This window comes from Pseudomonas sp. RIT-To-2 (assembly GCF_029623465.1).
In the GTDB taxonomy this organism is placed as follows: Bacteria; Pseudomonadota; Gammaproteobacteria; order Pseudomonadales; family Pseudomonadaceae; genus Aquipseudomonas; species Aquipseudomonas silvicola.
This window is the reverse complement of the sequence record NZ_JAPYKM010000037.1, coordinates 27,092-49,002: the sequence shown is the minus strand read 5'-3', so window position 1 is coordinate 49,002 and position 21,911 is coordinate 27,092. Positions and strand designations below refer to the sequence as shown.

Here is a 21,911-nt window from a genome sequence, read left to right as displayed (position 1 = left end):
TATCGCAATTTTTTACAATTGCTTACATTTCAAAAGGGCGCGATATTGAAGTGCCATCATTTTGGCGTCAAATTAATAAAAACTCAGGATTGGATCCTTGCCTTCCCCTCGCCGCTCCTTCATTTCTTCACCGTGCCATGGCCGGTTAAGGAATCTCCGAACCAGTCCCGGGGATGCGAAAATCGCCTGACCACCTGATCCGAGCTGCCTATGAGCCAGATGAGCTTTTCCGACTTCGAGTACGCCGGCAAGCGCAAGCAAACCCGTCGCGAGCGCTTTCTTGCCGAGATGGATCAGGTCGTGTCCTGGACAGGGTTATTTGCGGGGAAAAAGGCCTGTCGTTGCGCCAAGGCGCCATTGTCGACGCAACCATTATTCATGCCCCAAGCTCGACCAAGAACAAAGACGGCGAGCGAGATCCCGAGATGCATCAGACCAAGAAAGGTAATCAGTATTTCTTTGGTGAGGTCAAAACAGCTGATGGGTATGGGAGAGTTGTGCTCTTAACGCGGAGAACCGGGCGAAAAACACCCTCGACCCCCGCTGCACCAGGCCGTTTTCAGCAAATAGCGCTGTGTGCTGAGAAAATTACGACCTGCGGCCAGCCTCGGCTTTTGCTCGTTCAGCTCACCTTCACCTAAAAATCGAAACGCTGGTCAAACACTAAATGTTCCCCCACCGTCACGGTGCATTGGCGGGCCACTTCAATCGGCAACACCTTGCCCAGCAACGGGGCCAGCGCCTTATAGAACACCTTATCGCAGGCGGCATCTTCGCTGAAGGCTTGGGAGTTACCGGCCGCGTCGGCGGTAATCCGGCAGGCTGCCACCAATTCGGTGGGCAACTCGTTCAATGGCACCTTCTTGGAGCCGACGCCGTGCAACTCAATCAGCTCGCTGCACGCACCTTGGGCCGGACCTTCCTTGATGGTTTTGGTGAAGGCGACGCGTTGGTAGTCATCGCCGGCGAACAGCACCTGATCGTTGACCGTTACGCGGTATTGTGAGGGTTTGAAGGCAATGGTTTTGATACAGAATTGCGTGGCGACCGGTTTGCCATTGATCTCAGTTGTGGTCGCTTTGCAGCCTGGGGTGGCCTGGGTGAAGGTGGTATCGGGGGAGCTGACGCAACCGGCCAGAGATAGCAGGCACACACCGAACAGCATTCTTTTCATGAGACTTCCTGTGCTCAAACATACATACCGCCTCCAGCAGGCGGCTCCGGACACGGATCATACCAGCGACAGGGTGGCCAAAGGCGCAGGAAGCAAGGTGTGCCCCAAGTTGGCTACCGTACCCGATCTCGACAGCTGGCCGCTTTCGGCCAGAAGCTGCCGATACCACCCCCCCGACGGCTAAAGCTCAGTCACGCGCTGTAGCCGCTGCCGACAGGCTGCGCTGGCCGCTGTGTACGCTGGAGATTTCCAGTGTGGTTGAATGCCAGCGCAGCCTGCGGCAGCGGCTACAGTGCTGGGCCCGGCCATCCGCAATGGTTCGCTAGCGATCAGACGTGACCGGCCGCTATCGCCACTTAGACGCCCTTGACGGAGGGTTATTAGCGGCCAATTGCAGGCCGAATTGCAGCCGAGAAGTAACCTCCAAGCCAGAATGGTTCATGATACGCCAGCGAATTTCCTTTCAACCTGGTCCTGCTCACGCCCCCAATTTTTCCAGCCTCGGAGTTCTTCAGCGTATCGCTGAGAATCAACAACGCGCGGCCGCAGCTCGGCAATGTCGGCGGTATCACCCTATTCAACCAACGCACGTACTTGTCGCGCTATCTCATCGGCGTTATCAGGTACACATACTGAAATGCCCAAATAGTGCTCAAGATGCAGGGTAAGCGTCTGCTCGCCTACCATCAGATCCCAGTAGCGCAGATCCAGTCCGTCGATTTTTGTCTTCCAGTAACCGCCCAGGACACGCTCAAGCCTCTGAGCCACTCTCTCAAAAAGTTTCCAGTCAGCGTGTTCTGATATTTCTATGATCGCCATATGTCACCTCACCAAGCGAGACCAAATTGTCGTGACTCTCGCAATCGTCAGCAATGGGTCGATTGTGTTGAAAAAGTCAGACATGGCTTCCACGGCAGAAAATTACAGCCTCTGTGCTTGAAGTCTTTGCTTTGAGCAGAGGGTTCCGGGGCCAGATTTCGCGTAGATGCGCGCAAAAAAAGCATTTTCGGCAGTCAGTACATACGCATACTGGAACAACCGACTTTTGCAACACAATCGCCCGATGGCTGCCGTCGTCTGTAGGCTCGGGCGTTGCCTCCAGCTTCTGGCGCGCCGTCCTCATGAGGGGCTTCAGACCCGGCCCTGTTGATTGAAATACTGTACAACCATAACCCCCACGAAAATAATCGCTAGGCCTAGGCCTTTTCCCCACCCTATTGGCCTTTCCACAAGCCCCATCAGACCGAAATGGTCGATTGCCACAGCGGACATCAGTTGGCCTCCAATCACGCACGTCATGAACACGGTTACTCCCATCCGGGGTGCCAGGATCAGGGCGGCGGTTATGTAGAGTACGCCGGCGATCCCCCCCGTCCACGCCCAGGTTGGAAGACTGGTCGCTGGTCCCCATTGAGGAGCGCTTGCGCGCATGGCCATCATCACCGGGCTCACCGCCATCAGGCTGATGACCAGTGACATGACAGTGGCCCACAGTGGATGGCCTAGACCTCGGCCCAGCATGGCGTTTGTACCGGCTTGAAAAGGCACGACAGCGCCCGCCGCAATGGCAGCGGCGGCTAGTAAAACCCCGGACAGCGAAATCGGCAGATTCATACCTCTTGATCTCCTAGTGATTGCATTTAATAGAAGTTTCAAATATGAACAGTGAGAATGGAAATTCGTATTTGAACGTATTGGTATTCAAGCTATGAATCGCTTCAGCGGCATGGACCTCAACCTTTTGCTCACGCTTCAAGCGTTGCTCGCGGAACGGCACATCACCCGTGCTGCGCAGCGCTTACATAAAAGTCAGCCCGCCATCAGTCACGCGCTCCGGCATCTGCGCCACCTATTTGGCGACCCATTGCTGGTGAGGCGAGGTAGGCACCTGGATTTGACCCCGCGTGCGGCGGCGCTCATCGCCCCCCTGAATGAGGTACTGAGCCGAATTAGCCAGCTGCTCGATGCGCCGCAATTCGACCCTGCCAAATCACAGCGAGCATTTCGGCTGGTGATGTCGGATTATGGTTCCAGAGTGCTGCTGCCTGGGCTGGTCGAGAGGTGCCGAGCACGAGCACCAGGGGTTGAGTTGCTAGTGCAGCACGGGAGTCGGAATGCCATGCTTGCCGCCGTCCAGGATGGGGACGCCGATTTGGCGCTAGGTGTTTTTCCAGGACGTCTGGCCGAGGTGGTACAGCGCTCCCCATTGTTTGTCGAGCGCTTTGTCTGCTTGGCCGATGCTTCTACGTGCGTTGGCCACGAGGGGCTCACTCTCTCGCAATGGCTGGCCAGGCCCCATATTGTCGTCGGTGGGCGCGCGGTACAGGAGAGCGAGGTTGACCAGGCATTGGCCCGACTGGGGCTGCAACGCAATGTGAAGGTAACGCTCCCGCATTGGAATGTTGCCAGTGAACTCGTCGTTGCAACGGATCTGATCTTGACAGTGGCGATGCGTAGCCTGACCCCGGTGCATGGGGATAGCCGGCTATGCATTTTCGAGCCTCCATTCGACATTCCGTGTTTTGACTTTTCCATGGTTGCACATCGCAGGAGTGATAATGATCCTGCTCATGCTTGGATGCGACAGCTGGTGATGGAAGTGGCGAGTGCTCCATGTTGAGCCGCGGCCGTCTGCTTTAACTCTTTGATCACTCTGAGAATGCCCTCGGCTTGGGATTCGCCTCGCTCAATCCGGAGGAAATCTGCACCGCCAGACAGCCCTTGGCCATAGCCACAGGTTGCGCTGATCCTCGATCACGCTGGATCAGAAACAGCCCTCCACCCGGACGGCTAAGGCTCGGCCACGCGCTGTAGCCGCCGCCAAGCTGCGCTGGCCGCTGGGCACGCGGGAGATTTCCAGTGTGGTTGAAGGCCAGCGGAGCCTGCGGCAGCGGCTACAGAGCAGGGGCTGACCGTCAGCATTGGGTAGAGGGAGGATCGTCCGCGCCGGCTGAATTCGACCCTTATCTGCCTTTCGGAACTGTTAGTTTCTGGTTATCGATTCGACGTGCCCACTCAGCGATCCGCCCACGACATAGAGTCCTCCGCCTACAACCAGAAACGCCGCAAGTACATAGAACATCGCTGCCGGCGGCAAGGCAGCTAGTGCAATCCCACCTATCACGGGGCCCAAGGCACCACCGAGGTTGGAGAGGTTCTGGGCCGCGTAGTACATCCCGCGCAGGTGGGCCGGCGCAATGCGATCAATGAACATGTACTCGACAGGGAACACGATGATTTCACCTAGGGTGAAGAGCAGCATGGCAAACGCCCAGCCAGCCAGGCTCCCTGCCAGAGAGAAACCGACCAGCCCGGTGAGGAAGAGCGCCAGCCCGCCGACGAGCCACAAGGTCAGGCGCCGTGGGTCGATGCATTTACCTACCCAGTATTGCAGACCAATCACCGTGCAGGCATTCACTGCAAGCAGTGTCGTAATCTTCGAGTACACCTCCTGCGGGTCAGCGGTCACTACCAGGTATTGAGACAGGTAAGCTGTGAATTGGCCGAAAACGACCGCACTGAGTACGCCTCCCAGTGTGAAGCACACCAAGCGACGGTCCTTGAGCAGCACCTTGCTGACCTGGGTAAAGGAAAAACGAGGTGCGCTCGAAGGCTCGCACGGCATTCCTCGGTCACCTTGGCTGGCATACAGGCCGAAGAAGGCTGCACCCAGCGCTGCGGATACCAGAAACGGCAACCGCAGGCTGAAGGCCGCTAACCCCGCACCTATGAACGGCCCGACCGCATAGGCAATGTTGATTAGGGTATAACGCAAGGAAAACACACGGCTTTGTTCTTGAGCCGGTAGCAGCCTTCCGAAGGTTGCTTTAGAGGCAACGTCAATGACCGAATAGGCGAAATTGAATACGACCAAGGACAGGAAGAACAAGGCCAGGTTTGGCGCCAGGCACATGCCAATGAACCCCGCGATAAAGCACCCGGTAAACGACAGGATCAGCCGAAACGGCGCTAACAGGTCAGTTAAGTAGCCGCCATATAAGCTCAGCATCAACCCGGCGATGAGTGCGCAGCCGATTACTGTGCCTACCTCGGATACACCCAGGCCGTAGTGGGAGGTCAGGTAGATGACAAGATAAGGCAGGGTAATCGCTCGCCCCAGGGTCAACAGCAGCGCACTGGCCAAGAGCAGGTTTACGCTAACGGGGTATTGCCGAAGAGTAGCAAGCACCTATTGGATCCTTCCTCAGTTCGATCCAGATGCTACAGCAGGTCAAGCCCCTTAGAAATGGGGCTGCCAGCGAAAGCTATCGTTCAACCAGTTAAGACGGCCACCCTTTCCTTCGGACTGTCCCACCAGCGTATCTGGTTGAGTGAACCCTTTGTCACTGACCGCTTTGGGGCGAAAGAATCCTGTTGCCACTGATAGCTATCGACCCATAGCGCACGTTGAGAAAACGCGGCATCCGACCTGTTGACGACCTCCGATTTCGTGATTCATAGTCTAGTGCCTTGGCGCCCGACGATTGGCTGGGGAGCTCGACAGCCATAAGTCCTTATTGGTTCAATTATCCTCATTATCATAGAGCGTCAAGGGTGAAAAAATAATCACCCCTAAAAACGACTAGCTTGCCGAGGAAGATAATACTTTTGGTCTGCTGAATCGACTAAGGGAGCGGTAGTTGCAGCGGTTGTAGACTTTTCATCAGTTTTTGCCATTTTATGATGAGTTTGGGTTTCTTGGGTGTCTGTGGTGCTGGGCTTGGAGAAAATATTTGGAGGGTGGGTAATGGGTTCGTTGCTTTTACTTGGGGTGCTGCCCGCTTTAGTTATGTTTATAACGTCGTATGAATTGTACGGTAAGTCTAAGGGGAGGGGGCTTCCCGTCATTGTGCGATGGGTGCTGCGTGTAGCGTATCCATTGCTTCTTGTTGAATTGTTGGGCGTGCTTTTTATAATTTTCAGGGATTGAAAGTTGTCCTATGAGGGAGCCTTCAGGTAAGAGCTTACATGAACGGATCAGCACACAAACCTCCAATTCCCACCAGTTGCCAGCCTAGCTACGCGGCCGTTAAGCATTCCACTGCACATCGAGCGATTGTTACCTGAATGCCATTCCGAAGTCAGGCGGGTGATAGATTCTGAAATCGCGTGCCGTCGCTTCTTTCTTCATGGCGGCTTTTGACGAGGCAAGCGCGTGGCCTGTTGAGTCTTCATTAGCCTCAACCCTCCGTGAAACCCTGCTGAGCACCCAAGGGAGGGCTTGATGTGCCAACAGGGAGCACGCGACTGTCAGCCTTCGACCCAGGCTGTGTGAAAACGCACTGAACACTTCGAAAGCTGAGATCTAAGGGCGTTGCCTGCAAAACCAGCAGACGTAATCGCGAATTGCCCTAGTCAGTTAAATAGGCGTTCGTTAATACTGTTTGGGCCGCGTCAGCGGCCCAAACAGCAACTCACGGACGATCAAGCGGGTGGATCACGCCCTGATCGCTTCAAGCAGTCCTGAGATACCGAAGATGCTCATCATTCGTTTGAGGCTGTAGGCCAGAACATGAAGGCTCATCTCGGTGCTTACCCTCAGCAGAGTTTTGGTCAGGACGTGGGTACTACCCATCCAGTATTTGAGCGTTCCAAATGGATGTTCAACGGTCTGTCGGCGGAGCCTCATCATCGTTGGATCATTTTCAAGCCGTACCTGCATTGCATCGGCTATGGCTTCATGTTCCCAGCGCTTTACCCGGCGCTCCTTACCGGTCGTACATTGCTTGTGCATTGAGCAGGACTGGCACCCCGAGAAGTAGTAACAATGCAATAACATGCCGTCTTCCACTGAAGAATGCCCCCGGGTCTCTCCCGCAGGGCATCGATACTCGTCCGATGCGGCAAGGTAGATGAAGTCCTGCTTACCAAATCGGACTTCGGCTTTGCTGCATGATGTCAGGGGTTTCGGTACAAAAGTGGTGATGCCAGCCTGCTCGCAGGCAAGGATTTCCAGACCCTTGTAATAACGTCGGTCGGCTACCACCGTCAGCGACTCGGCACTGATCTCCTCACGCGCCTGGTTCGCCATATTGCTGAGTTGCGTCCGGTCATTGCCAACGTTGGTCACCTCATGGGCAATGATCAGATGGTGTTTGTCGTCGACGGCCGTTTGTACGTTATAGCCAACCGTTCCGGTGCCCCGGCCGCTCGTGGCCATTGAGCGTGCATCTGGATCGGTGAGGGAGATTTGCTGGTCTGGGCTGTCGTGAAGCTGTGCCTCGATGTCTTTGAGTTTCTGCATCTGCTGTTTCAGGGTTTCAATCTTTTCTTTCAGCTGCTCGGCTTTGGCCTCAGCCACTTCGGGCGTTGCCCGATCCGCCGAATCCATTGCCGTCAGATATCGATCAATGCTCTGCTCGATCTGCTGCATGCGTGCCTTCACTTTGCCTTGGGTGAAGTTGCGGTCGCGATTATTGACGGCTTTGAATTTGCTGCCATCGATGGCGATGATCGATTGAGAGAAGAGATTGAGGTTACGGCAAATCAGCACGAACTGGCGGCATACACTGCGAATGGCTTTGCCGTTGTCCTTGCGAAAGTCGGCAATGGTTTTGAAATCCGGAGCCAAACGCCCCGTTAGCCACATCAACTCGACGTTGCGCTCGGCCTCACGCTCAAGCCGGCGACTGGACTGAATACGATTGAGGTAGCCGTAGATATAGATCTTCAGCAAGACCGCTGGATGGTAGACCGGACGACCCGTTGCAGCAGGATCGACGCCCTCAAAACCAAGTGCACCTAGGTCGAGCTCATCGACGAAAACGTCGACCTCGCGCACTGGATTTTCTTCGGCTACGTAATCGTCCAGGCACTCCGGCAGCAAGGTGACTTGCGTCCGAGACTCACCTTCGATGAATCGCTTCATGATCGTCCCCACCACGATCTAGACGATCAGAAGACTAGACAATCGCAGGCGTTTTCACACAGCCTGGGTCGATTACAGCCCTTCGCGACTGGCAGCTTCCGGCCACAGCCCCCACCAGAAGTGGAGGACTGGCCAGCCGGCAGCGTAGTTGCTGAAGATTGACGGTTTTGCCCGTCAGACTTGTTTAGCAAGGAATTTAGTAGAGCCGCACCCTGGCTCCGACACTCCTCCAGCGCTCAGTGAGTGAGCGCTTCGACTGTCATAGGCACTTTCCGACGCGTTTACAGCGCATATAGGCAAGGGGTTGTCTCTGGTGGGTTGTCGAGCATCCTGTAGGCATCGTACGCGTCCGATACCGCACTGCTGCCAGCGCCGGCGTCGGCCTCTTCGATAGGCTCTGGTCCGCTTGGCTAATCTGAAAATGCATCTGGAAGACTTGCCTTGGAGATCAATATCAGTAGATCGGAGCGCTCATGGAGCTCCGACCATGACTGATCAGCAAAGTCTTCCAATGCCTGCTGAGTCGCAATCACTCGAAGCTTTTTCGACGCCGATTGCTGGTAAACGCGCAGTCCCCGGGCGATAGCAGGGGAAGCTTGGCGCAGCCAGAAAAAGGCCCCCCGTCCGCCTCCTGATTATCTGAGAGGACAACGTCGCATTGTTCTATCAGGTAACTGAAAAACACTCACACATCGGGCTTTCTCCCCGACCAGCCGCGCGGAGCTTTTTGCTAACCAGACTCAGGAGGCAAGATGTGGACTGCGGGCATCCCGCGAAGCGGAGGTGTACGCATAAAGCGTTGCGAGCATCGCCAACAAGGTCGCCCCCGTACCAATCAGGAACACCACCGCCATGCCCTCCTCGCGGGCTAACAGACCGGCAAGCGGGGCAGCTAGGCCAATGGAGATATCGAAGCAAGCGTCGTAAAAACCGATAGCCAGGCCCAAGCTATGGTGCGGAACGTTGCGAATCGCCACCAGTGCGAACAGCGGATAGATCATTGACACGCCGAAGCCGCTCAGTAGAGCACCGACAATGGCATAGCCAGGTGTCGGCGCCATCCACAGCACAGCCTGGCCTGCCGCTTCAATGACCAACATCAGCAATGCCATGTTAGGCCCCACCGCAGTGTCCGAGCGCGAGCCCAGCAATAGGCGCGCACCGACATAGCCTGCGCCGAAGGCAGCTAGGGCGTAACCGGCACCGTTCCACTGGTACTGGGCGTAGGTCAAGGTGATGAACGAAGATACCGTCACATAACCCACCGTGGCCAAGGCAAAAACCAGGCCCGGACGCCAGATCTTCCTCAACAGCTCTCCTGCCCCCAAGGCTTTCTCCACGCAGTGGAGCAGTCTGGCAGCAGGGGTGCGCAGGGCGATGAGCACGCCCACCAGGGGAATGACCATGGTCACCAGTGAAACCCATGCAAAGCTCACCACCTCACCCAGCAATGCGGCCACTGCGGCGCCTGCGCAGATGCCACCGAACATGGCGATACCGATCCACGACAGTGCCTTGCCCGCCTTGTCTGCACCGAACATGCCGATCGGCCAAGTACTGCCACCCGTGAACAACAGACCTTGAGCGAAGCCCATGGCAATACGCCCGGCGATAATAACCACCAGGCTGACTAGAGGCATTTCAACCAGCTGCGCCGCGACCAGGTAGCAGCCACCAGAGATGGCACTGCCACTCAGGCCGAGCATAACGGCCCATTTCGGACCTCGGCGATCGGCGGCGGTGCCAGCGAAGTGCCGCGTCAGCAAGGTAGCCACCGATTCGATGCCCATGACACAGCCCACTACTGACATACCGAAACCCAGTTGCCCATGGACCCAAAGTGGGACGGAGGCCAGCGGCATGCCCATGGCCATCAGGCCGAGAAAGACAACCACTGCGACCGGTAGTAGCCTTCGTGTATCGCTTTGGTTGGGTGCTCGGGTTTCAACAGGCATGATCCAGATCCTTCTAGTACATAAACGAGATAGCCGCCGTCGCCAGTGATAGCCCCCTCGCCCAGCAGACGCAGGTGACATTGGCGCAGTTGAGTGGTTACCCGCTGATCGCCTTCCCGACGGACTACGGCTCGGGCCTGAACGAAATCGTCGAGACCCTCTACCGCCGCCACGCCCTTACGCGTAGGCCGGCCCCCACCGGCAAGCAGATCACCTCGATCATCGCACTGGTGGCCGCGGGCCGGGGTGTGGCGGTGGTGCCCGAGTGCACGCAGACCCTGGCCAAGCGAGGGGTGACCTACCGGCCACTGGCCGAGCCCGAGGCCACAGCGCCACTCTTGGTGCTCACCCGCAAGCATGAGCGCGCCCCGTTGGTGAGGGCATTTGTCGATGTGCTCAAGAAAACGATGGCGGCGCAAGTGGGGGCCTGATGAACCCGCCGATCATGGCAGGGCTTTCGCGTGCATTCTCAAGGCGCAGATCACCTTAGCCGCCTTGTTGGTTCACTGCAGTCTGTGGTGCCGCCACCGTCTTTCCCGGCAAGCCGTGAAGAACCACTTTTTTCTCGGTGTCCTTCCAGGCGTCGGCCGTTCTCCCCCAAGAACAAACGAACGCAATGACGCAATCCACAACAATAAATTGCGCCTCAGGCCATTTCAAAATGCCTCCCCTGGGCGAAGAATCCCCCTGTGCGGCACACCTTACCCAGGCAGCCGCCCGCGGAGATATTGTCCCGGCACAGGTGCCTATGATGGGCCCGGCACATTCCCCACCCATGCGTATAGCTACTATCGGAGATAATTGTGAAACGCATCCCTACGCCCCGCAAGACACCTACCCAAGCGCGCTCCAGAATGATGGTCGAAGCGATACTCACGGCCACCGCCCACATCATCGTCAAGCACGGCTACAGCGGCACCAACACCAACCTGGTGGCTCAGTTGGCCGGCGTCAGCGTCGGTTCGCTGTACCAGTATTTCCCCAACAAGGATTCGCTGATCGCGGCGCTGCATCAGCGCGAAGCACAAGCGCTGGCAGAGATGATTCGCGACATCACGGCGCAGTACCCACAGGTCAACAGCCTGCATGAACACCTGTCGCTGCTGGTTCGTACCCTGCTGACCCATTACCGCGAGGAAACCCAGCTGTTGCGCGTGCTGGAGAAAAACTTTTCGGCGTTGATCGACCAGCCTTGCGAACAGTTCTACAAGACCGAGATTCCGAACCTGCTGCAGGCCATGCTCAACCGCTGGCAGGATTCGCTATGGCGGCCGAACCTGCCGATGGCGGCCTGGATGACGGCCCACATGATTCGCTCGATGCTGCAGGCCTACGTGGTGGAGACACCGGAAATCGCCCCTCGGGAGATGGAGCAGGCGATTGTCCGTTCACTGATGGCACTGTTGTGCGGCGTCGAAAGCGAGGCCCGCACGCCGGGTTCGAGCCGGCCACTGACCTTGAGCCTGCAGCCTGCTTCGTAATGCCCTGAAGTAACGCAACACGTTAACAACAAGACCATCGAATTCGGCTCGGGCCTCCTCATGCCCTGCCTGCCCAACGGCATGCTCAACGATAGCCAACGATGGCGTCAGATAACGGTTAGCCCGGCACCGTGAGCCTGGCTGACCACCCCATGGCCTGGGGCCGATGATTTGGGCAACTGCCTGCCCACCTCGGCCCCGGCGCCAGCAGCCCGCCATTCGTGGGAGGCCATCCTAGAAGAATCCCCCACCCGACACTACTCGCCTGCCACAGCCCCTGTTTCATGGCCGATGGGCCGGCTCCGCGTGCCCCGTACTCGTTTTTTCCCGGGACACCGTGTCCCGGGTTGGTGAACCTGAAAATGCGAGTAATACCCCCCGTTTCGCATTTGCGCGCCCATGGCCGGAAAATTTTCATCTTCGACTTCCACCTGGCGAATGACCGCTGCATGAGCTCGCCGCAGGCTCACGGGCTACGTCGCAGCCCCCTCGCTTGCATCCCTTCCACCCTGAATGCGAGTAGCTATCACTCGTGGCACTCCCTAGCATTTGCAACAAGCCTGGCGCTGACAACGCAGCGAGCGAAACGTTCTCCCTGCGTCGGTGCCTGTCCCTTCTGACCTTCCGGTCATTTCGCCAAGAGGATACATGCGATGGGTAACAAAGGATTTGATACGGTCATCGAAGTGAAATACCGCGATACCGACTCCATGGGCCACGTCAGCAGCCCGGTGTACTACGACTACCTGCAGCACGCCTACCTCAGCTACATGCACAACCTGCTGAACCTGCCCAAGGATCAGAAGCTGCCGCACATCATGATCAAGACCGCCTGCGAATACGTGCAGCCGGCCATCTACGGCGACACGCTGACCGTGGCCAGCCGCGTGGTGAAGTTCGGCACCAAGAGCTTCGAGATGGAACACATCATGCACCGCAACGACGCGGAAAAAACCACCGTTGCCAAGGGCCAGTCCATCCACGTGATGTTCGACTACGAGCAGAACCGCAGCACGGTGGTGCCCGACCAGTTCAAGCACCAGGTGGCTACCTTCCAGGAAGCCTGACGCACACGGCTGCGCCCCTTCGCCGGTGGTCAGCGCCGGCGAAGCCCTACACCAAGAAGGACTTTGCACATGAATCTATCCTGGAGCGACGCCTACCGCGCCGTGATCGAGCGTTACCGAAACCTGGGTGCGGAACTGGCCGCGGCACGTTCCGGCGCCCCCGAGGGCTTCGACTACGCAGGCTGGCAGCGCGTGACCGAGAGTGGTCTGTGGAAGCTGGTCATCCCGCAAGCCTACGGCGGCCAGGGTGAAGACTGGTGGGCCTTCACCGCCGCGCTGGAAGGGCTGGCGACGTCTATCCGCACCCCTGAACTGCTGCTGTCGGTGATCGCCCAGGCAGGCATGGTTCGCGCCATGATGCTGTACGGCAGCGAAGAGCAGAAAGACCGTTACCTGACCGCCATTCTCAACGGCGCCATCAGCGCCACCGGTATCGCCGAGCCAGGCACCGGGACCGATGTGCGCAGCATCGCCACGCAGATCACCGCCGAAGGCGACGGTTACCGCCTGGTGGGCAGCAAGTACAACATCGCCCACGCCCCCATCGCCGATTTCACCCTGGTGGTCACCAAGGTGGCGGGCGCCGAGAAACAGAACATCGCCCTGGTGCTGATCGACAAGGACACCCCCGGCCTGACCCGTGGTGAGCCTGACAGCAAGCTGGGCAACCGCAACCTGCCCACCGGCGCGCTGTTCTTCGACAATGTGCCCGTGCCGGCTACCCAGGTGCTGGGCCAGGTGGGCAAAGGCCTGCAGCAGTTGATCAACATCATCTCCCTGGGGCGCGCCTACTACGGGCTGGTGGCCGTCAACCTGCCGACGCCCTTCATCGGCGAAGCCCTTGAGTACGCGGCGAACCGCCAGAGCTTCAAGAGCGCCATCGACACTCATCAGTACGTGCAAAAGCGCCTGGTGGACCTGACCATCGGCATGGAGCGCAACCGCTGGATGGTGTATGCCGCCCTGCACCAGCTGCTCACCAACGACCCGCAAGCCCTGCTCAGCTGCTCGATCGCCAAACTGGGCGCCGCCCAGGACTTCATCGACAGCGCCCTGAGCCTGCTCAAGCTGTATGGCAGCCTGGGCTACCACGAAGGGCCGGTGTCGCAACTGGTCAAGGACGCCCTCGGTTTCGCGGCCGTCGGCGGCACGGAAGAGATGCACCAGAAGAATATCTTCAACCAGATCCTTCGGCTTCACGGCACCAGCGCCTGAGCACAGCCTCGCGAGGACGCGACCCGACGAGGTAGCGCCCGCCGTTCATTTTAATAAGACCCACCCTGCCTATGTACACAAGCCCCCGCCTGCGCCCCCGCAGCCGCGGCCCCTGTGTGCGCGGGCGGGGTGCGTCACTGACTGGGTAAAACACGATGAACGAACCACTCAAGCAACCGGGCGCGGCAGCCAACCTTATCCCCCAGGCGCTGCAAAGGTCGGTGATTCAGACCCCTTACGGTGACGAGCTGGAGCATGCCAGCATCGACCAGTTGCGCGATTTCCAGCTCCAGCGCCTGCGCTGGACCCTGGACCATGCCTATACCCACGTACCCTGGTACCGGGACCGCTTCCACCACCTGGGCGTGCACCCCTACGACCTGCATGATGCAGCGGACCTGGCCCACTTCCCGCTGACCACCAAGGCGGACCTGCGCGCCCACTATCCTTTCGGGCTGTTCGCCGTGCCCATGGATGAAGTGGTGCGCCTGCATGCGTCCAGCGGCACCACCGGGCAACCGACCGTGGTCGGCTATACCCGCAATGACATCGACGTCTGGTCATCACTGGTGGCCCGCTCCATCCGCGCGGCGGGTGGCAAACGCGGTGACCGCATGCACATCGCCTACGGCTACGGCCTGTTTACCGGGGGCCTGGGTGCCCATTACGGCGCGGAAAAGCTCGGCTGTACGGTCATTCCCATGTCTGGCGGGCAAACCGCCCGCCAGGTGCAACTGATCCGCGACTTCCGGCCAGACCTGATCATGGTCACCCCCTCGTACATGCTCAACATCGCCGAGGAAATCGAGCGCCAGGGCATCTCGCCGCAAGAACTGTCGCTGCGCGTGGGTATCTTCGGGGCCGAACCGTGGAGCGCCACCATGCGCAACGAACTGGAAACCCGCCTGGGCATCCAGGCGCTGGACATCTATGGGCTCTCGGAACTCATGGGGCCGGGCGTGGCCATGGAACACCTGGACACCAAGGACGGCCCGACGCTGTGGGAAGACCACTTCTACCCTGAAATCATCGACCCGGACACCGGCAAGGTGCTGCCCGACGGCGAGTTCGGCGAACTGGTGCTGACCACCTTGAGCAAGGAAGCGTTGCCGATGGTTCGCTACCGCACCCGTGACCTCACGCGGTTGCTGCCGGGTAACGGCCGGGCCATGCGCCGCCTGGACAAGATCACCGGGCGCAGCGATGACATGCTGATCATCCGCGGTGTGAACGTGTTCCCCACGCAGATCGAAGAGCAACTGTTGAAGGTAGCCGCGCTCAGCCCCGTGCACGAACTGCACGTACGCCGCGATGGCCACCTGGACACCCTGACCGTGAACGTCGAGTTGCGCGCCGAACACGCCGACTGGACCCCCGCCCAGCAACACGCCGTGTCCAAGGACCTGGCTCACCGCATCAAGGTGCATGTGGGCATCAGTACTCAGGTGGTTGTACACCCATGCCAGGCCCTCAAGCGTTCGGAGGGCAAGTCCAGCCACGTCCTGGATTACCGTCAGCCCGCGTGAATGCGCAGCCTGCAGGAAGATGCCCGATGCCAGACTCCTCCCCTATGCACCCCGACACCGCTTTGGCCGCTGGGCCAGGCGTGATCGAACAGGCGCTTGAGCATCAGCTTCAGCGCCTGCTGCCCACCCACCACTGGCTGTGCCGTGCGCCCAGCTTCAAGCGCAAACAGCAGTGGTTTCGCCGGCTGCTGGATGAAACCAGTCATGCCGTGCAGTTGCAGGACAGCGTCGTCCGGCAGCCTGCCCGCCCCGCCCCTGCCAGGCCTTGGGCGCGACACCTGGCGGTGCCGACGCCGCCGGGCACCCTGGCTGATTTCGCGGTGACCAGTTGGCTGCTCGATAGCGCCAACCCACCCGCGCAGCCCGACAGCCAAGCTCACCCCACTTTCGCCAGTGCCTGCGAACGTATCGAGCGACGGGCGATCTTCCACCGCCGCCAGGCCTTCGAACTGTTGCTGGCCATGACCCAGAAACGGCAGGCGGGCCTTGGCGGCCAGGTTCAGGCCGCCATCGATCGGCAGTGGCCGCACTTGCTGGCACGCCTGGCAGGCTGGCCCGCCGACGAGCAGCAGGCCTTCATGGCCCGCACCCTGGAACAATTGCAGTTTCTCGGCTGCCGCGCCGGCACCCGCGAAGCCAAAGGGGTGGCCCATGGCTGAGTCGTCCTCCGTCCTCGACACTTTGTTGCAACTGGGCGACAGCGCACTGATCGCCAGCCAGCGCCTGTGTGAGCGCTTCGGCCAGGCGCCGACCCTGGCGCAGGACCAGCAATGGCTGAGCATCGGCATGGAACTGCTGGAGCAATCGCGCCAGTGGCTGGAGTACGCCGCTGAACTGCTCAACGATGGCCGAGATGCCGACCAACTGGCCTTCCTGCGCGACGCCCGGCAATTCCACAACCTGGTGATACTCGAACAGCCGCACAGCAACCCACTGCAAGCGGGCCTGTGCCACTGGCTCTATGACGGCTGGCACCAGGAACGGCTGAGCACGCTGCAACTGTCACCGCTGCCGTTGCTGGCGATCACCGCCCGCCGTGCCCTGCCCCAGGTGCGCGCCCACTGGCAGCACGCCAACCAGTGGCTACTGGATGCCAGCGCGCAGGACCGCCCCGGCCTGCAGCATGCCCTGGACCAGCTATGGCCGCTGTGCCAGGGCGTGCCGCCGGACAACCCCGACACCGATGACAAGGGCATCGACCGCAGTTGGCGCATGCCACTCAAGGCCGCCCTCACCCGTGCGGGTCTTGCCCCACCCCGCCTGGCACCAGCCTCTCAATCGCGCGACCACGCCCACTTGCAGGCCGTGCTGCAACCCCTGCAAGGCGTGGCGCGTACCGCCCCCCATCACCGATGGTGAGCTGAACCCACCACCAAGGACAATCGATCATGGACATGACCATTGGCGACTTTTTACTGCGCCGCTTGCGCGAACTCGGCATCGACCACCTGTTCGGCGTACCGGGGGACTACAACCTGGCCTTCCTGGAGCAGGTGGAAGCGCGTGATGACATTCATTTCATCGGCAACTGCAATGAACTCAACGCCGCCTACGCCGCGGACGGCTATGCCCGCACCCGTGGCTTCGGCTGCCTGCTGACCACCTATGGCGTGGGCGACCTGAGCGCCCTGAATGGCGTGGCCGGCGCCTACGCCGAGCGCGTGCCCGTGGTGCTGGTCTCGGGCGCCCCGCCCTTGCACGCCATCCTCAACCGCGCCCTGCTGCACCACACCCTGGTGGATGGCAACTACGACAACGTGATGGTTGCCGTACGCCAGTTCACCGTGGCCCAGGCGCGCATCACGGTGGAGAACGCCACCGCGGAAATCGACCGCGTGCTGCTGACCTGCTTCCGCGAGCGCCGCCCGGTGTACCTGCAGCTGCCATCGGACCTGGCCACGCTGCAGGTCGAGGTCCCCACCACCGCGCTGGCCCTGCGCGAAACCCGCAGCGACCCCCAGCAACTGGGCGAAGTGCTGGAGCGCCTGCAACAGCGGCTGGCCAAGGCCGTCAGCCCGGTATTGCTGGTGGACGTCGATGTGGCGCGCTTTGGACTGACCGAGCAAGTGCTCTCGCTGATCGAGGCGCGCGGGCTACCGTTCGCCAGCATGGTACCGGCCAAGGCCGTGCTGGATGAAAACCACCCTTTGTTCCTGGGTACCTACGTGGGCGCCGGCTCGGCCCCGGCCGTACGCACGGCCGTGGAAAACTCCGATTGCGTGATCGGCCTGGGCGCCTGTTTCGCCGACGTCAGCACCGGCCTGTTCTCCCAGCAGCTGCAAGCGGATGCGCTCATCCAGCTGCACCCCTACAGCGCCTCACTGGACGGTCTGAATTTCAACGCCGTCGCCGTCGGCCAGGTCCTGGATGGGCTGATCACCACCACCGTCAAGCGCGCCGACACCCCGGCACTGGCCAGCGTGACAGCACCCCAGGCCTGGCAGGCCGAGGCCGACAGCCCGCTGAGCCAGGCACGATTCTGGACGCGCATGGGCAGCTTCATCCGTTCCGGTGACGTGATCATCGCCGAGAACGGCACCTCGGCCTCTGGCCTGGGCGGCCTGCGCATGCCACCGGCGGTCACTTACATCAGCCAGCCGCTGTGGGGTGCCATCGGCTATACCTTGCCGGCCCTGCTGGGCACGCAACTGGCGCAGCCCGCGCGACGCCAGTTGCTGTTCATCGGCGATGGTTCATTGCAGGTCACCGTGCAAGAGCTATCGAGCCTGCTGCGCCTGAACCTCAAGCCGATCATCTTCGTGATCAACAACGATGGCTACACCATCGAGAGGCTGATACTGGGGGAGAATTCCAGCTACAACGATATCAACCCGTGGCGCTATGCCGAACTGCCCAAGGTGCTCGACACCCGTCAGCGGGCGCGCTGCTTCACGGTGCATACGGAGGCACAACTGGAAGCGGTGTTGAGCGACCCGCAGGGGCCTGAGGAATTGCTGTTCATCGAGGTGGTGATGGAGCGCATGGACGCACCTGATTCACTGCGGCGCTTTGCCAAGCTGTTCGCCGACTTCGATTACGGCGTACGCCCAGCGCGGCAGGGTGTGCCGGTGAACTGAAGGTGCCACGGCCCCACCGGGCAATGCTATCGCGCAGGGGGGGGAATGCCCCCCCGTCATGGCATCAGGCAATCGCCCGAACCACCCCACCATCCACCCGCAACGCCGCACCCGTGGTAGCACTCGCCTGCCGCGAAGCCAGGTAGACCACCATATTGGCCACCTCCTCAACCGTCGCCAACCGGCGGATGATCGAGGTGGGCCGGTGTTCAGCGATAAAGTCTCGCTCCAACGCATCACTGCCCACACCGTTCTCCTCAGCCATCTGCTGAAAGAAACTGCCCACCCCTTCGGAACGCGTCGGCCCAGGCAACACTGCATTGACGGTCACACCCGTCCCCGCCAAGGTCTCCGCCAACCCACGGGACACCGCCAGCAAGGCCGTCTTGGTGGTGCCGTAATGCACCATCTCCGTCGGAATCTGCAAGGCCGACTCACTGGACAGAAACACCACCCGGCCCCACTGGGCCGTGACCATCTGCGGCGCGTAATGGCGCGACAAGCGCACGGCGCTCATCACGTTGACGTCGAAGAAGTGCTGCCACTCCTCATCACTGATATCGAAAAATGCCTTGGGCGCGAAGATCCCCAGGTTGTTGACCAGAATATCGGTCTTGGTCACCCGCGCAAACAGCCGCCTGGCGCCGTCAACGGTACTCAAATCCGCTGCCACGCCAATCAGCTTGGCGCCCGGCAGTTTGCTCTGGATGTGCTTGATGGCCTGCAGGACACGCCCCTCCGTGCGGCCGTTGATCACCACTTCGGCGCCGGCCTCGGCCAACCCCGCGGCAATGGCAAGGCCGATACCGGCGGTGGAGCCACTGACGATCGCACGCTTGCCGTGTAGAGAAATATTCATGGTTACCTCGCTGGGGTGGGGAATCGCTGAAAGGGCCCACGGCGCTCGCGTCGGCCGCGCGTAGCAGCGGACCTGGCCGCGTCACAAGCGCCGCGCGGCACCAGGCACACCGCATGCGCCGCCGACGCGGCCATGGCCGCTACAAGGGGTGGGGCGCCTGGCCGTTGGTGGCCACCGGCAGCATTGATTGCCAACCGCCGCCCAAGGCTTTGTACAGGTTCACCCGTGCCAGGGAGACGCTGGCCGAACTGTCGACCAGTTGCTCCTGGTTGCTCAGCAAGGTCGCCTGCACGGTCAGCACGTTGAGGAAGTCCACGGCGCCGGACACGTATTGGTGCTGCACGGTATCCAGGGCAACCTGGCTCTGGCTCACCGCCTCGGCCAGGCGGTCACGGCGCAATTGCTCGGCGTTGTAGGCGACCATCACGTCATCGATGTCATGCCAGGCCTTGAGCACCGTCTGCTGGTACTCGATCGCCGCTTGCTGCTGCTGCGCTTCACTCAGTTTCAACATGCCTCGCAGGCGCCCGCCCTCGAAAATCGGCAAGGTGAACTGCGGTCCGAAGGCAAAGGCGTGTGAACTCCATGAACCGAGATTGGACAACTGCAACGCCTGGAACCCCACGCTACCCGACAGGCTGATCCTGGGGTAGAAGTCGGCCTTGGCCACGCCGATCATGGCGGTGGCTTGATGAAGCGCTGATTCGGCCTGGAGAATATCGGGACGTCGCTGCGCCAGTTCCGACGGCAGGCCCATCCCCAGGCGCTCGGTGCTCACCGGCACCGGTGCCGCTTTTTCCAACTGTGCCTGCAAGGCACGTGGGGCCTGGCCCAGCAACAGGCTCAAGGCATTGATGAGGCGCGCCTGCTGTTCTTCCAGCGTCGGCAGGCGGGCCTCGATGGACGCCACCTGGGCAGAGGCCTGGGCGATATCCAGGTGGGTAGCGACACCGTCGTCGAAACGCATCTGCGAGAGTTTCAGGCTGTGCTGCGACACCCCGAGGTTGTCGCGTATCACCGCCAGCGTCGCCTGGGTGGCGCGCAGCCTGATGTAGTCGGCGGCCGTCTCGCTCAACACGCTGAGCAATACCCCCCGGCGGGCATTTTCCGATACCTGCACGCCGGCGTTGGCAGCCTCCACTTCACGGCGGATTCCGCCCCAGAAGTCCGGCTCCCACGACGTTTGCAGGTCGGTCTGCCAGAGGTTGAAGGCCGAATGACCGTCTTTGAAAGAAGGGTCGTTGAGGCCCACCGCACTGTTGCGCGCACGGCTGTATTCACCGCTGGCATCCACCGAAGGGTAACGGTTGCCATTGACCACTTGCAGCGTGGCGCGGCTTTGCAGCAGCCGGGTCGCGGCCACTTTCAGGTCCAGGTTCTGCTCGACCGCCTGCTGGATCAATGCGCTCAGTTGAGGGTCATTGAAGCTGTCCCACCAGCGCTCCCCCAGGCTCGCGGTAACGGCCTGGCTGGGGGCCAGGGGGCCTTCGACCGGCAGCCATTGCACTTCGCTGGTGGGCGCGGGCCGCTTGAAATCGGGGCCGAGGGTACAGGCACACAGGCTGGCGGCCGAGATCATCAGCACCATTGTTTTCAGGCTCATCGTGCGGTGACCTCTTTCGCCCTGGCTTGATCACCATGGGCGCCGATGCTGATACGCGCCTCCACCGACATGCCCACGCGCAGGCGGCTGGCCAGTGCCTGGTCGGCGTCCAGCACGATCTTCACGGGAATACGCTGCACCACCTTGGTGAAGTTGCCCGTGGCGTTGTCCGGCTTGACCTGGGCGAAGGTCACGCCGGTGGCGGGTGCCAGGCTGTCCACATGGCCGGTGAGGTGCTGATCACCGAACGTGTCGACACTGATGTCGACCTTCTGCCCTGGCACCACATGGGTCAGTTGGGTTTCCTGGAAGTTGGCCACCACGTAGGCCTGCTGCAACGGCACCACGGCCAGCATCCGCGCGCCCGGCTCGACGAATGCGCCGACACGCACGGCACGCTGGCCGACGATACCGTCGATAGGCGCCACGATGCGGGTGTAGGACAGGTTCAGGCGCGCGATATCTTCGGCAGCCTTGGCGTGCTTGAGGCCGCCTTCGGCACCGTCGACCTGGGCGGTGAGAATCTCCACCTGCTTGCGCGCCGCCGCCAATGCCGCCGTGGAGTTGGCCAGGCGGGCCCGGCCCTGGTCAACCTGGCTGCGCGATTGCTGGGCATTCTGCACGGTACCGGCACCCTGCCCGGCCAGGTGGTTGTAGCGCACCCACTCATGCTCGGCGAACGCCAGCGCCGCCTGGTCGGCCTGCACGCTGGCCTGGGCCTGGGCGATGATCGACGCCTGGCGTTCCAGGGTTGCCTTGGCGTTCTGGAACTGCGCCTGGGAGATCAGGGTCTGGGCCTGGGCGGCCAGCAGGGCCGCCTGGTAATCGCGGTCATCGATATGGGCCAGTTCCTGGCCGGCCTTGACCCACTGGTTGTCCTCCACCAGCACTTGGGTAATGAACCCCGAAACCTTGGGCGCCACCACGGTGTAGTCCGCCAGCACGTAGGCATCATTGGTGCTCTGCGAGCCCGAGGCGCCAAACACCGCGGGCCAGGCCAGGTAAAGAATCCCGGCCACCGCGGCCACGGCCGCAGTGATCAGAATGACAGTTGGCTTCTTGGTCATCATCACGACTTCTCTCTTG

General features: G+C 60.6%; 17 protein-coding genes and 2 pseudogenes. 10 read left to right on the top strand and 9 right to left on the bottom strand.

Annotation, left to right across the window (positions count from 1 at the left end):
* Positions 1–210 precede the first annotated feature (210 nt).
* Positions 211–464: pseudogene (locus QBK88_RS25420) on the top strand (hypothetical protein); the annotation flags it as partial.
* 173 nt (positions 465–637) lie between these two features.
* On the opposite strand, the gene QBK88_RS25415 reads toward QBK88_RS25420, so the two are convergent.
* The 3 genes from QBK88_RS25415 to QBK88_RS25405 form a co-directional block, all read right to left on the bottom strand.
* The gene (locus QBK88_RS25415) at positions 638–1,174 is read right to left on the bottom strand and encodes a hypothetical protein (RefSeq protein WP_277964196.1); all 537 of its coding nucleotides are present in this window, start codon (positions 1,172–1,174) and stop codon (positions 638–640) included.
* Between the two features lie 573 nt (positions 1,175–1,747).
* Positions 1,748–1,993, bottom strand: a complete 246-nt coding sequence (locus tag QBK88_RS25410; protein WP_277964195.1) for a DUF3630 family protein — start codon at positions 1,991–1,993, stop codon at positions 1,748–1,750.
* A gap of 312 nt (positions 1,994–2,305) precedes the next feature.
* Complete coding sequence (locus QBK88_RS25405) at positions 2,306–2,788, bottom strand: DMT family transporter (RefSeq protein ID WP_277964194.1); 483 nt, start codon at positions 2,786–2,788, stop codon at positions 2,306–2,308.
* Between the two features lie 94 nt (positions 2,789–2,882).
* Between QBK88_RS25405 and QBK88_RS25400 the strand changes: the two genes are divergently transcribed.
* A complete protein-coding gene (locus QBK88_RS25400) occupies positions 2,883–3,794 on the top strand; it encodes a LysR family transcriptional regulator (RefSeq protein WP_277964193.1) in 912 nt (303 codons plus the stop codon).
* 363 nt (positions 3,795–4,157) lie between these two features.
* Here QBK88_RS25400 and QBK88_RS25395 read toward each other — a convergent pair whose 3' ends face one another.
* The 3 genes from QBK88_RS25395 to QBK88_RS25385 form a co-directional block, all read right to left on the bottom strand.
* The gene (locus QBK88_RS25395) at positions 4,158–5,363 is read right to left on the bottom strand and encodes an MFS transporter (RefSeq protein ID WP_277964192.1); all 1,206 of its coding nucleotides are present in this window, start codon (positions 5,361–5,363) and stop codon (positions 4,158–4,160) included.
* A gap of 1,248 nt (positions 5,364–6,611) precedes the next feature.
* The gene (locus QBK88_RS25390) at positions 6,612–8,042 is read right to left on the bottom strand and encodes an IS1182 family transposase (RefSeq protein ID WP_277964191.1); all 1,431 of its coding nucleotides are present in this window, start codon (positions 8,040–8,042) and stop codon (positions 6,612–6,614) included.
* Between the two features lie 740 nt (positions 8,043–8,782).
* Positions 8,783–9,997, bottom strand: a complete 1,215-nt coding sequence (locus QBK88_RS25385; RefSeq protein ID WP_277964190.1) for an MFS transporter — start codon at positions 9,995–9,997, stop codon at positions 8,783–8,785.
* Between the two features lie 29 nt (positions 9,998–10,026).
* On the opposite strand from QBK88_RS25385, the pseudogene QBK88_RS25380 reads away from it, so the two are divergent.
* The 8 genes and pseudogenes from QBK88_RS25380 to QBK88_RS25345 all read left to right on the top strand — a co-directional run.
* Positions 10,027–10,428: pseudogene (locus QBK88_RS25380) on the top strand (LysR family substrate-binding domain-containing protein); the annotation flags it as partial.
* Positions 10,429–10,800: 372 nt separating this feature from the next.
* On the top strand, positions 10,801–11,478 hold the full coding sequence (locus QBK88_RS25375; protein ID WP_268150438.1) for a TetR/AcrR family transcriptional regulator: 678 nt from the start codon (positions 10,801–10,803) through the stop codon (positions 11,476–11,478).
* 653 nt (positions 11,479–12,131) lie between these two features.
* Positions 12,132–12,545 (top strand): acyl-CoA thioesterase, encoded by a 414-nt coding sequence (locus QBK88_RS25370; protein ID WP_268150437.1) that lies wholly within the window; start codon positions 12,132–12,134, stop codon positions 12,543–12,545.
* 69 nt (positions 12,546–12,614) lie between these two features.
* Positions 12,615–13,760, top strand: coding sequence for an acyl-CoA dehydrogenase family protein (locus QBK88_RS25365; RefSeq protein ID WP_268150430.1), 1,146 nt, complete (start codon positions 12,615–12,617; stop codon positions 13,758–13,760).
* A gap of 155 nt (positions 13,761–13,915) precedes the next feature.
* Positions 13,916–15,286: a phenylacetate--CoA ligase PaaK gene (paaK, locus tag QBK88_RS25360; RefSeq protein WP_445764996.1), complete on the top strand. Its 1,371-nt coding sequence runs from the start codon at positions 13,916–13,918 to the stop codon at positions 15,284–15,286.
* 26 nt (positions 15,287–15,312) lie between these two features.
* Positions 15,313–15,945: a hypothetical protein gene (locus tag QBK88_RS25355; protein ID WP_277964189.1), complete on the top strand. Its 633-nt coding sequence runs from the start codon at positions 15,313–15,315 to the stop codon at positions 15,943–15,945.
* Positions 15,938–16,645 carry a Phenylacetic acid catabolic protein gene (locus QBK88_RS25350; protein ID WP_277964188.1) on the top strand — a complete coding sequence of 236 codons (708 nt, stop codon included), beginning with the start codon at positions 15,938–15,940 and terminating at the stop codon, positions 16,643–16,645. Before QBK88_RS25355 ends, QBK88_RS25350 begins: the two co-directional genes overlap by 8 nt.
* A 29-nt stretch (positions 16,646–16,674) precedes the next feature.
* Positions 16,675–18,363: a thiamine pyrophosphate-binding protein gene (locus QBK88_RS25345; RefSeq protein WP_277964187.1), complete on the top strand. Its 1,689-nt coding sequence runs from the start codon at positions 16,675–16,677 to the stop codon at positions 18,361–18,363.
* A 64-nt stretch (positions 18,364–18,427) separates the two neighbouring features.
* Here the strand turns inward: QBK88_RS25345 and QBK88_RS25340 are convergent, their stop codons facing one another.
* From QBK88_RS25340 to QBK88_RS25330, 3 genes are all read right to left on the bottom strand, one after another.
* Positions 18,428–19,222: an SDR family NAD(P)-dependent oxidoreductase gene (locus tag QBK88_RS25340; RefSeq protein ID WP_268150422.1), complete on the bottom strand. Its 795-nt coding sequence runs from the start codon at positions 19,220–19,222 to the stop codon at positions 18,428–18,430.
* 139 nt (positions 19,223–19,361) lie between these two features.
* Positions 19,362–20,825: an efflux transporter outer membrane subunit gene (locus QBK88_RS25335; protein ID WP_277964186.1), complete on the bottom strand. Its 1,464-nt coding sequence runs from the start codon at positions 20,823–20,825 to the stop codon at positions 19,362–19,364.
* Positions 20,822–21,892 (bottom strand): HlyD family secretion protein, encoded by a 1,071-nt coding sequence (locus QBK88_RS25330; protein WP_445764999.1) that lies wholly within the window; start codon positions 21,890–21,892, stop codon positions 20,822–20,824. Before QBK88_RS25330 ends, QBK88_RS25335 begins: the two co-directional genes overlap by 4 nt.
* Positions 21,893–21,911 lie beyond the last annotated feature (19 nt).

Coding starts and splice junctions, on each gene's coding strand:
- QBK88_RS25415 (WP_277964196.1), bottom strand. CDS start 1,174: ATGAAAAGAATGCTGTTCGGTGTGTGCCTGCTATCTCTGGCCGGTTGC.
- QBK88_RS25410 (WP_277964195.1), bottom strand. CDS start 1,993: ATGGCGATCATAGAAATATCAGAACACGCTGACTGGAAACTTTTTGAG.
- QBK88_RS25405 (WP_277964194.1), bottom strand. CDS start 2,788: ATGAATCTGCCGATTTCGCTGTCCGGGGTTTTACTAGCCGCCGCTGCC.
- QBK88_RS25400 (WP_277964193.1), top strand. CDS start 2,883: ATGAATCGCTTCAGCGGCATGGACCTCAACCTTTTGCTCACGCTTCAA.
- QBK88_RS25390 (WP_277964191.1), bottom strand. CDS start 8,042: ATGAAGCGATTCATCGAAGGTGAGTCTCGGACGCAAGTCACCTTGCTG.
- QBK88_RS25385 (WP_277964190.1), bottom strand. CDS start 9,997: ATGCCTGTTGAAACCCGAGCACCCAACCAAAGCGATACACGAAGGCTA.
- QBK88_RS25370 (WP_268150437.1), top strand. CDS start 12,132: ATGGGTAACAAAGGATTTGATACGGTCATCGAAGTGAAATACCGCGAT.
- QBK88_RS25365 (WP_268150430.1), top strand. CDS start 12,615: ATGAATCTATCCTGGAGCGACGCCTACCGCGCCGTGATCGAGCGTTAC.
- paaK (WP_445764996.1), top strand. CDS start 13,916: ATGAACGAACCACTCAAGCAACCGGGCGCGGCAGCCAACCTTATCCCC.
- QBK88_RS25355 (WP_277964189.1), top strand. CDS start 15,313: ATGCCAGACTCCTCCCCTATGCACCCCGACACCGCTTTGGCCGCTGGG.
- QBK88_RS25350 (WP_277964188.1), top strand. CDS start 15,938: ATGGCTGAGTCGTCCTCCGTCCTCGACACTTTGTTGCAACTGGGCGAC.
- QBK88_RS25345 (WP_277964187.1), top strand. CDS start 16,675: ATGGACATGACCATTGGCGACTTTTTACTGCGCCGCTTGCGCGAACTC.
- QBK88_RS25340 (WP_268150422.1), bottom strand. CDS start 19,222: ATGAATATTTCTCTACACGGCAAGCGTGCGATCGTCAGTGGCTCCACC.
- QBK88_RS25335 (WP_277964186.1), bottom strand. CDS start 20,825: ATGAGCCTGAAAACAATGGTGCTGATGATCTCGGCCGCCAGCCTGTGT.
- QBK88_RS25330 (WP_445764999.1), bottom strand. CDS start 21,892: ATGACCAAGAAGCCAACTGTCATTCTGATCACTGCGGCCGTGGCCGCG.